We start from the raw sequence: 12,249 nt of genomic DNA, 5'->3' as shown, positions 1-12,249 counted from the left end.
CATGGGCAAGAGTGAGGCAGACTTGGTGTTTCGGAAGTAGCGTTTCGGACCGGGCTCCTCACCACAGCGAGGATACGATCGCGTGTATATCTGTCTCTGCAACGCGTTGACCGATCGTCAGGTAAAGCAGGCCGCTGCGACCGCCGGCACCACCAACCCGAGCGGGGTGTACGCCGCCTGTGGCTGCCGTGCTCAATGCGGGCAATGCGTCAGGGCAATGGTCGCGCTGTTGCGGGGTGAGGATGGCATGCTGGCCGACCTGCAGGGCGTGGATTGAACGCGATAGCTTGCTTGCAAGTGGGTTTGGTTAGCGGCTAGGTCGTCGCCGCGAAACGGACGGCGGGGATAGTGATGCTGCGTGACCCAAAGGTGATTGAATTTCTGAACACTCAACTCACCAACGAACTGACCGCGGTCAATCAATATTTCCTGCACGCGCGCACCCTGCAGCATTGGGGCGTGACCAAGCTTGGTGCCCATGAATACGCCGAATCCATCGATGAGATGAAACACGCCGACGAGCTGATCAAGCGCATCCTGTTCCTGGATGGACTGCCGAATGTGCAGCGGCTCAATCCGATCCGGGTGGGGGAGGATGTCGGGCAAATCCTTAAAGCCGATCTGGCGTTGGAGGAAAAGGCGCTGGGCGATCTGCGCGACGGCATCGCCTACTGCGAGAGCGTGCGCGACTTCGTTTCGCGCGACTTGCTGTTGCGGATTCTCGACAGCGAGGAGCACCATGTCGATTTCCTCGAACGCCAGTTCGACCTGATCAAGCAGATCGGTATCGAGCGCTACGTGCTGCTGAATTCCGGGGCGGCATCCGAACAGGACGGCTGAACGGCGGGTTCGCCGGTCGGCGGCGTGGGGGGCTGAGCCCATGGGTTCGACCCATGGATGCCGCCCGCCGACCTCGATCTCGTCGCGTCGGGACACGAGGAGATCAAGACCCTTCCCCCGACAAGAACTGCGCCACTGGCACCAGTGACCTTGCCGGCGCCTCCTCCTGTGGGACGTGTCCGAGTTCGGGAAAGGAGATCAGGCGGCAGTTGGGAATTGCTTTCAGATAGTCCTGTGCGTTGCTGATTGGGATCAGCGCATCACGCTCGCCCCAGAGCAACAGGGTGGGCGCCTTGATTTGTTTTAATAGAGGTTCGGGAGGTTCCAGTCGCACTTGCGCCGTCCGCGCCAACAGCGCGCGCCGGACGCCGGGAGCAAGCATCATATCGCGGTAACGCGCGACGACGTCGTCGGTGAGCCGCGACTGATCGCCGTAGGCCGGGGCCAGATTCATCCGCAGCATCCAGGTTGGCATCGTGTAGGGCAGCAGTCTGGCGAGCGTCGGAACCTCTGCCTGACGCCCATACTCGAAGCCGGGGCTGGCGAAGCCGTCGGGGGAGATCAGCACCAGCTTGTCGACACGTTGCGGGTATGCGGCGGCGAATTGCCAGGCGAGCTTGCCACCCAGCGAGTTGCCAATCAACGAAGCGTGGGGAATCGACAACGAGTCCATCAACGCGGCTAGCACGGTCATGGCGCGGGCGTCCGAGTAGTCGCCCGTCGGATCTGGGCCGGTCAGTCCGAAGCCCGGCAAATCGAACCGGATCACCCGCATGTGGAGCGACAGCGCCTGCGCCCAAGGTTCCCAGGTATGCAGGCTGGAGCCGAGGCCGTGCAGCAAAATCACCACCGGCGCGGTTCTCGGCCCGGTGTCGCGTACGTGCATGCGAAACCCCGCGACAGGCAGAAATTCGGATGGAGGCTGGGCATATTCTGCCTCCAGCACGCTGCGGGGTTTATCCGGGGTGTATAGCAACATAATCCCGCCCATAAGTCCTATGGCGGCGAGCAGAGGAAGTGCGGGGAGCAATCTCATTGCGTCACTCGGTCACTCACCGGTCCGCCGAAACCGGCTTCGGTGTCCACTTTACTTTCCGTGCCGCGCTCTTGGACCCAGACAGCGATGACACGCCCGCCCGAGTTCTTGTTTGAGCGAGCAACTTCACCACCCTGGCTTATCCCGTTGGGCTGGTATTGCGCTAGGCCAGATCGACGGCAAACCGTGTCAGATCAGCCAGCCGGCAATGGCGTAGCGCACCTTCCTCGGTGGAGTGCAACACCACTTGGGGTGCGGCTCCGGCCTCGAAAGCTTCCTGCCAGCGTGGCGCGCACAGGCACCAGCGATCGCCCGGCTTCAGTCCGGCGAATCCGAACTCCGGACGCGGTGTCGAAAGGTCGTTGCCTTGCGCTTTGCTGAACGCCAGGAAAGTCGCCGTCATTACCGCGCAGACGGTGTGGCTGCCGAGGTCCTCGGGGCTGGTCTCGCAGCATCCGTTGCGGAAGAAGCCGGTCATCGGATCGTTGGAGCAAACTCCGACCGGGCCGCCCAGCACATTGCGTGAAGGGCGGCGGCCCGGGCGGCGCCCGGTTTCATCGAACGGCATGCTGATTCCTTGGTGCTTACGGGGTGTGCTTACGAGTTTGTTTACCAATGGTGGCGACAATGCCGCCATGGCCGCGCGCATTCAATCCTCCACCATGGCGATCGCCAATACGTTTGCATTCAGCGGCATCGAGGCGGTGCCGGTCGAGGTGCAGGTGCAGATTGCGCCGGGCTCGCCCGGCCTGGTGCTAGTCGGGCTGCCTGACAAGGCGGTTGGCGAGGCGCGCGAGCGAGTGCGGGCCGCGTTCGCCGCGATCGGGCTGTCGCTGCCGCTGAAGCGGGTGCTGATCAACCTGAAACCGGCCGATCTGCTGAAGGAAGGCAGCCACTTCGACCTGCCGCTGGCGCTTGGGCTGCTGGCGGCGATGGACGTGCTGCCGCGTGACGAGATCGCCGGCTATGCCGCGCTCGGCGAGCTGTCGCTGGATGGCTCGCTGAATCCGGTGGCGGGCATCCTGCCGGCGGCGATCGCCGCCTCGGCGCGTGATCTGGGGCTGATCTGTCCGGCGAGCCAGGGCGGCGAGGCCGCCTGGGCGGGGCGGATCGAGGTACTGGCGCCCCCTGACCTGCTGAGCCTGATCAATCATTTTCGTGGCACTCAGGTGCTGACCCCACCCGACACCGCCGGCGTCGCCGAGGTCACGGCGTCGCCCGACATGAGCGACGTACGCGGGATGGAGACCGCGAAGCGGGCGGTGGAGATCGCGGCCGCCGGCGGCCACAACCTGCTGCTGGTGGGGCCTCCGGGGGCGGGCAAGTCGATGCTCGCGGCGCGGCTGCCGGGATTGCTGCCGGATCTGGAGCCGCGGCTGGCGCTGGAAGTCAGCATGATCCATAGCGTCGCCGGGCTACTCGCGGGCGGGCGACTAGTGATGCGGCCGCCATTTCGTGAGCCGCACCATTCCGCCTCGCAAGCGGCGTTGACCGGTGGCGGGCTGCGCGCTCGGCCTGGCGAGGTCAGCCTGGCACATCGCGGGGTGCTGTTCCTGGACGAATTGCCGGAATTCCCCCGCCAGGCGCTGGAGTCGCTGCGCCAGCCGATGGAGTCGGGACGCACCACGGTGTCGCGCGCTGCGGCCCACATCACCTATCCGGCGCGGTTTCAATTGGTTGCCGCGATGAACCCGTGCCGCTGCGGCTATCTGAGCGATGCCGGCCGAGAGTGCGGTCGTGTGCCACGCTGTGGCGAGGATTACCAGAACCGGGTCAGCGGTCCGGTGCTGGACCGCATCGATCTTGCGGTGGACGTGCAGCCGGCGACGGCGGCGGATCTGGCGCGTGGGACGCCGGGCGAGGCGAGTGCCGCGATCGCGCTGCGGGTTGCGATGGCGCGCCAGGTGCAGGCCGCGCGCTACGGGGCGGGTGGGGCGGTGTGCAATGCCGAGGCGGACGGCAAGCTGATCCGGTTGTTGCCGGAGGCGCAGACCCTGCTGGAACAGGCGATGGAGCGGCTGCGTCTGTCGCCTCGCGGTTATACCCGGGCGATGCGTGTGGGGCGCACCATCGCCGATCTGGCGGGCGCCGAGATGGTTGCGCGGGCCCATATCGCCGAGGCGCTGGCGTTTCGTCATCGCGGGCCGGGGCGGTAGCAACCGTTGACCAGGCTGAGACGTTGCGAAGCTGATGGCGGGGCGGTCCCGCCCATTGATGGGTGAGCGGACGCCTGCCCTGTCCGTGACGAGTGAAGATGTCCGCCTGATAAAACAAATCAAATGTCCATCTCGGTGGTTTTTGATGCGCCGGAGTGTTGAATGGCATGGTCATGCGGCGGCCCTCGGAACGGTTGGTTGGATGGCTACGGCGTCGCGGTCATAGCGGCCCAAGCAGCGCGGCCCATCGAAGATCGCCAGACCGCCATCAGGGTATTCATGCACCCGGATCGTCGCCCGGACGTAGTGGTGGCGGTGTGTCTGCTCGGGGATCTGCAGCGTTTTGCCGCGCCATGACACGCAGTTGTCCCGCCCGACACGGCGATCCTCTTGCAGGCACAGCGTATCCGCCAACGGAGCGCCGACATAGGCGACAAAGGCGGATCCTGCCTCGGATGCCGCGACGCCGAAGCGGGCATTGAAGTCGGGCATGAAGACCTCTCGTAGATACACGTTCGCAACCTCGGCGCTGGCCAGCCCGCGGATCCGCAGTTGCTGAGGAAGACGACCTTGCAGCGTGCCGAAAGCCCGCTCCATGCGACCGCGCGCTTCGGGCGAATAGGACGGGATGTGGCGGATGCCGAGCTGTGCCAGGGCGCGGCCGACCTGGGTGAGGTTCTGTTTGTCGACTTTGCCACTGGCCTCCGGCGTCAGGAAATAATGCGAGCCGCGATCGGTGTAGAACGCCCCGAAAAGCCCGTGCCGCTGGATCGTTTCAGCCAGTCCCCGCAGGCTCGACATGGTGCCTTCTTGCTCGGTCAGGAAGATCGAGGTGATGTGCCCGGTGGCATCATCGAGGGTGACGATCAGGTCCTGCTGGGCGGCGGTGCCGGGTAGCCAGCAATGCGTCGAGCCGTCCTGGAACAGCAGCATGCCAGGCAGCGGCCGCCGCTCGCGCTTCTTGCGGTGCTTGCCCCGCAGCGTCGCCTTTTGCACCAGTCCAGCCGATTGCAGCGCCAGCCGGGTGACCGTGTAACAGAGCTTGTAGTTGTGCTCGCGGCGCGCTGTCTCGTGGAAGTGCTTGACCGAGAAATCCCGATATCGGTCACGATACAGCGCGCACATCCGACCGATCTCCGTGGTGTCAGCACGCCGCGGCGACGCCGTCCCTAGGCCCCGGTCGCGCAGTCCCTCGACGCCTTCGTCGTCAAACCGGACGCACATACGGCGGAACTGCCGACCCGATACACCAAGCAGGTCCCCGGCCTGATCGGCGCTCAGACGCCGATGGCAAAAGCGCTCCAGCGCGGCCTCGAACCGGCTCACGAAAACACCCCACAAAGCCCGTTGTCGCCGCATGTCCTACCTCTCGAACAGGCGGCGAACATTCCGGACATTTCACGCGCTAACAAACACGGACAGATCACGCGCTCCCAACAGTGAGCGGACGCCTGCCCTTGCCGTTCGATTCGGTTATCACTATGCTGACCTACGAATGCGAATGGTTCGCAATTAAGGAGCACATCCCAGTTATGGCGCAGGAAAGCCTCATCGCGCGGCGGTGTGAACGTGCCGTGGTGACCGCCTACAGCGAACTGCGTGAGATCGGGTCCGATGACATGTCAGCGTTCCAGGCCTGCACCGCGTTGTATCGGATCCACCATCCCGAAGCGTCGATCAACGAAGCTAGGCGCCTGGTCGCCGAATGGATCGACCATCATCTGGTGCGCCGGGCGACCGGCCCGACCGACGGCTGTCCCTGCGAGTAGGGTGCGATAGCGCTAGGCGGCGCACCGCGCATTTGATGCACCGTGATCGGGCGGAAATCCCAGCAGTCGACACCGACGTCGGTTTGTCGAGGTAGCGATTTCAGCTTTCCGTGGCTATGGCCGTGCAGATTCAAAGCGCCTTTTGCCATGCCGTTCCAAGTGCGGAAGGCGTAATGGCATAGCACCAGCCTTTGGCCACCGATGGTGAGCTCGGCACAAGCCTGGACGCTGGCCCAGTCCGGCAGGGCGATGATCTCGGGTGGGTCGTTGTTGCCGGTGACCAGGTGCTTTTGGCCGTGCAACTGGCGCAGCAGAACGGCCGCGGCCTCGACACCGGTGCGCAGTGCGAAATCGCCCAGGTGCCAAACGTCATCAGCCGGCTGAACGGTTTGGTTCCAGCGCGCGATCATCTGCGCGTTCATTTCGGCAACCGATGCGAACGGCCGACGATAAAGCGACAAAGCGCCGGCGTGGCCGAAGTGGGTATCGGCGGTGAACCAGACCGCCATCAGCGCGGGCGCCTCTGACCGCCGAACATCGGCTCATAAGCTGTCAGGTTGCAGTCATCATCGTCCCGGCCAAATCGGGATGCGTTTTTCGATGAATGCGGCGCGTCCCTCGGCGGCGTCCTCGGTCAGTGCCAGAGTGCCGATCTGCGATTCCATGAATGCGGCGGATTGGTCGAAATTCAACTGCTCGGTCACGCGCATCGCGGATTTGCCGCGACGGATCGCGGTGGGGCTTTTGTCGAGCAGCCGGGACAGCAGCCAGTCCAGTTTGGCATCGAGTTCGGCGGTTGCAACGACGTAGTTCAGCAGGCCGATATGCAGCGCCTCGGCGGCGCTGATCGGTTCCCCCGTCAACGCCATTTCGTATAGTTTGCGAGGCGGGATCAGGCGTTGCAGAACCGCCATGATCTGCATCGGAAAGATGCCGATCTTGACCTCCGGCAGGCCGAAGCGGGCGGTCTCGACGCCGATCGCCATGTCGCACATGCCGATCAGGCCCAGGCCTCCGGCCATGGCGTGACCGTTGACCCTGGCGATCAGCGGCAGGGTGAGGTCGCGGGCCTGCTTCATTAGTCTGACGAACGACTGCCCGACTTTCGAGTAATCATACTTGAACGAACCCGACCCGGCGGACAGGTCGGCTCCGGCGCAGAACGCCTTGTCGCCGGCGCCGGTCAGCACCACCGCGCGCACCTCCGGATCGGCCGACGCCTGGCCGAGGCCGGCGGCGATGGCGTCGGTGACGGCGTCGTTCATTGCGTTGCGGCGGGCCTCGCGATCGATGGTGATCCACTGCACGCTGCCGCGCCTTTCGATCAGCACATCATTCATGCGCCTGGTCCCTGGTGGTTGCGGTATTTGGTCAGGCTGCCGCCGTGCATGATCTTGCCGGGCAGCGGATGGCCGACGATGTCTTCGGCGAGGCGGGCGCACTCGATCAGGGCGTCGAGGTCGATGCCGGTTTCGATGCCCATTTCCTCGCACATGAACACCAGGTCCTCGGTGCAGATGTTGCCGGCGGCGCCCTTGTGGCCGGCGAACGGGCAGCCGCCGAAGCCGGCACAGGAACTGTCGAAGCTGTCGATGCCCATGCGCAGGCCGGTCAGCGCGTTGGCCAGGCCGGTGCCGCGGGTGTCGTGCAGATGCAGCGCCAGGCGCAGTGACGGAAAGCGGTCGCGGACCATGCCGACGACGCGTTCGATCGATGCCGGCGAGGCCCAACCGACGGTATCAGCGAGGCGCACGCGGTCGAGGGTGATGCCGAAATCCTCGGCTAGCGCGAGCAACGAGGCGACACAGTCGCGCACGGTTTCAGGTGCGATGGTGCCTTCGAAGTTGCAGCCGAACGCGGTCATCACGATGGCTGATTCGACCGGGATCCGGCGGTCGCGGAAGAATTCCAACTGGCGGCGCTGCTCAACCAGAGTTTCGGCGTTGTCCTTGTTGGTGTTACGGATCGAAAACGTGTTCGAGGCGCTCATTTGCAGGTCGCCGGCGATGTGCAGCGGGGTCTGGATGGCGCGTTCGTAGCCACGCAAGTTCAGCGCGATGGCGCTAAAGGCCACGTCGGGACGGCGACGGATCGACTGCGCGACGTCGACCGCGTCGGCCATGCCGGGGACGCGGCGCGGATCGACGAAGGAAACGCACTGTACGTCGCGCAGGCCGGTTCCGGCCAAGGCCTCGCAGAAGCGGACCTTATCGGCTGTCGCAATCGGTCCGGGCTCGATCTGGAAACCCTCGCGCGGGCCTTCTTCGTGGATCTGGATGCGTTTCGGCAGGTCGGTCATGATTGTGTTCCAGTCATGCGAAAAGCTCCGCGATCCGGTAGCTTCGCGGCAGCAGTTTTTGTTGTTCAGCGTAACGGATGCACAGGTCGATAGCTGTCCGGTTTTCCGCGATCCCGTATGGCAGAACGTCTGGCCGGACGATTGTATGGAACCGAGCCTCGGCGCTGGGTTCGGTGGCTGCGGCCTTTGCGGCGGTGAATAGCCGCATCAGTTCGTCCGGCAGCCAGGGATGCGCGCGGATCAGATCGGCGCGCAGGCACAGCAGATGGTTGACCGGATAGGCCCCGGTCCGGCGGAACCAGATCGATGCCGCCGCCATTGGGTCCGCGATCACTGGCCTCACCGCCGCCGGATCCAGGCCGGGCAGGGCAATCGCGGCATCGATTTCTCCGGCTTGCAGCATCGCCGTCAGGTCGGCGCCGGGGGCGATGCGGTGCACGTTGGGCGGGTCGTTGTATTCCTGGACGTGGGCGTCTTCCTCGGTCAGCCAGGTGATATCGCGGTGATCGACGCCGTAATCGTCGAGCAGGATGCCGCGCACCCAGACGCCGGTGGTCTGCGACCACGCCCGCACGCCGATCCGCTTGCCGGGCAGATCGGCCGGCCGGCGGATCGTCGACTCCGCCGGGCAGACCAGGGCGGCGTGATGAAAGCCGCGCATCACGACGATCGGCAGCGCCCTGATCGGTTTGCCGAAGGCGTGGGCCTGCGCCACGGTGGTCAGGGCGATCTCGCACAGGTCGAAATCGAGCGTTCGGACCATGCGGCGGAAGGCGCGGGTGATGTGGGGGACGTCCTCGAAGTCGAAGCGGACGCGTTCGGATGCCACCGACCCATGTTTGATCGCCCGGACATGGGGATAGTCCGCGATGGCGGCGCGCAGGGCGATCGGGTAGGTCATCGGGTGCATCCTGCCGATCCGGCGTGATGGCGCAACTGGCGCCCAGGGGCGCGGATCGCGGCGGTGAGGGCCAGTTGTTGCCACAGAAACCTGGACCATACCAAGCTTTGTTGCTACTGCCAGGGAGGGGAAATCGAGTTCGACCCTGCCAAAGACTCGATCAACCACCGCAAACATCGGATTTCGCTGGCTGCCGCGGCACTCATGGAACCGGACAACGACACGGTTTCGCCTGATTTAGGGGTGGCGTATGGCGAAGATCGTTTCCGCGCCTGGGGCTGATCGATGGTGTGTTGCACGTGATGGCATTCACCATGCGCGGCTAAACGCTGCGGGTGATCTCCCTGCGCAAGGCTAACTCGATGAAGAACAGGCGCAATGGCAAACGCCAAGCCGATCGAACAGGCCAAGCCGACCAATCATCGTGACCAATCGGACCTGTCGATCGACGACCACGAAAATCCCGAGCTGGCGGAAGAGGACTTCGCGCGAGGGCGGCCGTTCAAGAGGTCTTTCCCAACCAGAACGAATCCCTGATGCGCCAGGGGGGACGGCCACGGATTGCGTCGCCGAAGGTGCATATCGGCTTGCGGCTAGCGGCCGACGTGGTCAACGGGATACGGGCATCCGGCAAAGGCTACAACGCCCGGGTCGAAAAGGTGCTGCGCGAGGCGCTGGCCAAGGGTGTGTTCTGAACTCGCAAGCGATGCGCCGACACCAACGGCGAATGCAATCGACAGAAAGGAAACCATCATGCAAATCGGCTTCAACCTGCCGGTCAGCGGCCCGATGGCATCGGCCGAGGTCATCGCCAATATCGCCCAACTTGGTGAATCGCTGGGCTTCGACTACCTGACACTGACCGATCACATCGCGCTGCCCGACACCAGCACGCCGGGCTATCCGTATTCCCCGACTGGAGAGTTCTACACACCCGATCCCGGCCACCGGGTCGAGCAACTGACCACTGCCGCCTGGGTGGCGGCCAAGACCAGTAAGATCCGCATCGTGCTGGCGGTGATGGTGGTGCCGCACCGGCCGGCGGTGGTTACCTCGAAGATGCTGGCGACGATCGACGTGCTGTCCGGCGGCCGCCTGGTGGTGGGTGTCGGGGCCGGATGGCTGAAGCCGGAGCTGGATGCGGTATCGACGACTCCGTTTGCCGAACGTGGCGCGGTGACGGACGAATATCTGGACGCGATGCGCGTCATCTGGACCCAGGACCGCCCGGTGTTTCACGGCAAATATGTCCATATCGATGGGTTGCTGACCGACCCCAAGCCGGTGCAGAAGCCGCATCCACCGATTTGGGTGGGTGGTGAGAGCGGCCCGTCGATGCGCCGTGCGGCGCGGATTGGCGAAGCCTGGTATCCGATCGGCAGCAACAACGCCCATCTGCTGGACACGATGCCGCGGCTGACCGCCGGCATCGGACGCATCCGCGAGCTCACCCGCGCGGCCGGGCGCGATCCCGCCGCCATGGGCGTCGTCTATCGCGTCAAGCGGCATGGCCAGCCGGCTCCGGCGGCGACCGATGGATGCCGCAAGCTGTTCACCAGTTCGGTGGCCGATACGATCGAGGACATTGCCGCGGTGCACGCAATCGGCGTCACCGCTCTGGATTTCGACTTTGAAGGCCGGGATGCGACGAAATCCGCCGCCGACATGAAAAAATTCCATCACGAGGTCTTGTCTAGGATTTAAGTCCCCACAACTTGCGGTGGTATGATCAACGCTGCCGCACAAGCCGAACACAATCACGGATTCCATCTGCACCTGCATAACCGGGTGCGGGAAGCGGAGCCGTTCTACCACCGAGCCGTGGCGCTCGATCCGGCGTTCAAGGAGGCTTGGGTCAATCTGGGGCTTGCGGCGCTGACGCAGGGGCGGCCGGAGGAAGCGCTGTCGTGCCAGCGCCAGGCGCTGCGGCTCGATCCCGATTGTGCCGATGCGCACAACAACCTGGGCATGGCGCATTACGCCATGGGGCATGTCGCGGAGGCGGAGAATTGCTTCCGGGCTTCGCTGCGGCTGCGCGCGAAGCATCCCAATGCCATGCTGAACCTGGGCTCGACCCGGCATATCCTGAACGATCTGGAGCAGGCGGAGGCGTTGTTCCGTCGCGCGTTGGGGCTGGGTGTGGACCTGGCGCGGGGCAACAGCAACCTGGCGCTGGCGCTGCTGCAGCGGATGCGCCCCGAGGAGGCGGAACGGTGCTGCCGCGAAGCGCTGGCGGTGTGTCCCGGAAACCCGGAGGCGCGGGCCAATCTGGCGCTGGCGTTGCTGCTGATGGGCCGGATGGAAGAGGGCTGGCGGGAATACGAAGCCCGCTGGGAGGGCGCGGCGATGGGCGGGCCGGCGCCAGTGCTGCACCAACCGCGCTGGACTGGCCAGGCGCTGAATGGCGAGACGGTCCTGCTGTATGCGGAGCAAGGGTTCGGCGATACGCTGCAGTTCTGCCGCTACGCTCCGATGGTCGCGGCGGCGGGTGGCCGCGTCGTGCTGGTGGTGCCGAAGCCGCTGCGCCGGCTGATGACGGCGCTGGACGGGGTGGCCGAAGTGCGATGCGAGGATGATCTGCTGCTTCCGGCGTTCGACTATCACAGCCCGCTGCTGAGTCTGCCGGCCGCGTTCGGCACCACGCTGCAGACGGTTCCCGCGCCGCGATCCTACCTGGACGCCGATCCAAGCGATTGGGGCGAATTCCTGGCTGGCTGTCCGGGGCTGAAGGTCGGCCTGGTTTGGGCCGGCAAATCGCGGACCGCACAGCCTCAAGCGGTGGCGGTCGACCAACGCCGGTCGATGCGCCTGACCGACATGGTGCCGCTGCTGGAGGTCGAGGGCTGCAGCTTCGTATCGTTGCAGCTTGGACCCCCGGCGGCGCAGATGCATTGGCTGCCCGAGGGGCTGCACCTGCAAGACGTTTCGGGTCGGCTGAACGATTGGAGCGACACCGCCGATTTGATCGCGGGCCTCGATCTGGTGATCGCGGTGGATACCGCCGTTGTTCATCTGGCTGGAGCGTTGGGCAAGCCGGTGTGGATGCTGAACCGGTTCGATTCCTGCTGGCGCTGGCTGATGCACCGCGATGATAGCCCCTGGTATCCCAGCATGCGGCAGTTCCGTCAGACCGTACCGGGCGATTGGGATTGTGTCATTCAGCGGGTCAGGGACGCGCTGCGGGATTGGGCGTCGGGGGTGGGCTGACGGTTCACCAAGTCTCGTGCGCCCGTTGGGTTGCGCCGGCG

The 12,249-nt window shown here is 64.9% G+C and carries 15 protein-coding genes; 8 read left to right on the top strand and 7 right to left on the bottom strand.

Features of this window, described 5'->3' with window-relative positions; all coding sequences use genetic code 11:
- Positions 1 to 82: 82 nt before the first annotated feature.
- Together ACQY4T_RS08990 and bfr are read left to right on the top strand one after the other, a co-directional pair.
- Positions 83 to 277 carry a (2Fe-2S)-binding protein gene (locus ACQY4T_RS08990; protein ID WP_428540422.1) on the top strand — a complete coding sequence of 65 codons (195 nt, stop codon included), beginning with the start codon at positions 83 to 85 and terminating at the stop codon, positions 275 to 277.
- 71 nt (positions 278 to 348) lie between these two features.
- Positions 349 to 840, top strand: coding sequence for a bacterioferritin (bfr, locus tag ACQY4T_RS08985; protein WP_428540419.1), 492 nt, complete (start codon positions 349 to 351; stop codon positions 838 to 840).
- A gap of 103 nt (positions 841 to 943) precedes the next feature.
- Here bfr and ACQY4T_RS08980 read toward each other — a convergent pair whose 3' ends face one another.
- Positions 944 to 1,876 carry an alpha/beta fold hydrolase gene (locus ACQY4T_RS08980; protein ID WP_428540416.1) on the bottom strand — a complete coding sequence of 311 codons (933 nt, stop codon included), beginning with the start codon at positions 1,874 to 1,876 and terminating at the stop codon, positions 944 to 946.
- Between the two features lie 163 nt (positions 1,877 to 2,039).
- Positions 2,040 to 2,444, bottom strand: coding sequence for a DUF2237 family protein (locus ACQY4T_RS08975; protein ID WP_428540413.1), 405 nt, complete (start codon positions 2,442 to 2,444; stop codon positions 2,040 to 2,042).
- 67 nt (positions 2,445 to 2,511) lie between these two features.
- Between ACQY4T_RS08975 and ACQY4T_RS08970 the strand changes: the two genes are divergently transcribed.
- On the top strand, positions 2,512 to 4,032 hold the full coding sequence (locus ACQY4T_RS08970) for a YifB family Mg chelatase-like AAA ATPase (protein ID WP_428540410.1): 1,521 nt from the start codon (positions 2,512 to 2,514) through the stop codon (positions 4,030 to 4,032).
- Between the two features lie 171 nt (positions 4,033 to 4,203).
- Here the strand turns inward: ACQY4T_RS08970 and ACQY4T_RS08965 are convergent, their stop codons facing one another.
- Positions 4,204 to 5,358: an ISNCY family transposase gene (locus ACQY4T_RS08965; protein WP_428540407.1), complete on the bottom strand. Its 1,155-nt coding sequence runs from the start codon at positions 5,356 to 5,358 to the stop codon at positions 4,204 to 4,206.
- Positions 5,359 to 5,564: 206 nt separating this feature from the next.
- On the opposite strand from ACQY4T_RS08965, the gene ACQY4T_RS08960 reads away from it, so the two are divergent.
- On the top strand, positions 5,565 to 5,801 hold the full coding sequence (locus ACQY4T_RS08960) for a hypothetical protein (protein ID WP_428540404.1): 237 nt from the start codon (positions 5,565 to 5,567) through the stop codon (positions 5,799 to 5,801).
- Here ACQY4T_RS08960 and ACQY4T_RS08955 read toward each other — a convergent pair.
- Genes ACQY4T_RS08955 through ACQY4T_RS08940 form a run of 4 tightly spaced genes read right to left on the bottom strand, consistent with a single transcriptional unit; the run spans position 5,750 to position 9,001 of the window.
- Positions 5,750 to 6,310: a metallophosphoesterase family protein gene (locus tag ACQY4T_RS08955; protein ID WP_428540401.1), complete on the bottom strand. Its 561-nt coding sequence runs from the start codon at positions 6,308 to 6,310 to the stop codon at positions 5,750 to 5,752. The two genes, ACQY4T_RS08960 and ACQY4T_RS08955, sit on opposite strands and share 52 nt — an antisense overlap.
- A gap of 57 nt (positions 6,311 to 6,367) precedes the next feature.
- A complete protein-coding gene (locus tag ACQY4T_RS08950) occupies positions 6,368 to 7,141 on the bottom strand; it encodes an enoyl-CoA hydratase/isomerase family protein (RefSeq protein ID WP_428540398.1) in 774 nt (257 codons plus the stop codon).
- The gene (locus tag ACQY4T_RS08945) at positions 7,138 to 8,100 is read right to left on the bottom strand and encodes a hydroxymethylglutaryl-CoA lyase (RefSeq protein ID WP_428540395.1); all 963 of its coding nucleotides are present in this window, start codon (positions 8,098 to 8,100) and stop codon (positions 7,138 to 7,140) included. The genes ACQY4T_RS08950 and ACQY4T_RS08945 overlap by 4 nt, the downstream gene beginning before the upstream one ends.
- A 13-nt stretch (positions 8,101 to 8,113) precedes the next feature.
- On the bottom strand, positions 8,114 to 9,001 hold the full coding sequence (locus tag ACQY4T_RS08940) for an ABC transporter substrate-binding protein (protein WP_428540392.1): 888 nt from the start codon (positions 8,999 to 9,001) through the stop codon (positions 8,114 to 8,116).
- Between the two features lie 378 nt (positions 9,002 to 9,379).
- Here ACQY4T_RS08940 and ACQY4T_RS08935 point away from each other — a divergent pair, with 378 nt between their 5' ends.
- Genes ACQY4T_RS08935 through ACQY4T_RS08920 form a run of 4 tightly spaced genes read left to right on the top strand, consistent with a single transcriptional unit; the run spans position 9,380 to position 12,208 of the window.
- Positions 9,380 to 9,538, top strand: coding sequence for a hypothetical protein (locus tag ACQY4T_RS08935; RefSeq protein ID WP_428540389.1), 159 nt, complete (start codon positions 9,380 to 9,382; stop codon positions 9,536 to 9,538).
- A complete protein-coding gene (locus ACQY4T_RS08930) occupies positions 9,538 to 9,696 on the top strand; it encodes a BrnA antitoxin family protein (protein WP_428540386.1) in 159 nt (52 codons plus the stop codon). The genes ACQY4T_RS08935 and ACQY4T_RS08930 overlap by 1 nt, the downstream gene beginning before the upstream one ends.
- Positions 9,697 to 9,754: 58 nt before the next feature.
- On the top strand, positions 9,755 to 10,705 hold the full coding sequence (locus tag ACQY4T_RS08925; RefSeq protein WP_428540383.1) for a TIGR03619 family F420-dependent LLM class oxidoreductase: 951 nt from the start codon (positions 9,755 to 9,757) through the stop codon (positions 10,703 to 10,705).
- Between the two features lie 21 nt (positions 10,706 to 10,726).
- A complete protein-coding gene (locus ACQY4T_RS08920) occupies positions 10,727 to 12,208 on the top strand; it encodes a tetratricopeptide repeat protein (RefSeq protein WP_428540380.1) in 1,482 nt (493 codons plus the stop codon).
- Positions 12,209 to 12,249 lie beyond the last annotated feature (41 nt).

It is taken from the genome of Rhodopila sp. (genome assembly GCF_965277825.1).
Lineage (GTDB): Bacteria > Pseudomonadota > Alphaproteobacteria > Acetobacterales > Acetobacteraceae > Rhodopila.
This window is presented reverse-complemented; position numbering and strand designations above follow the sequence as displayed.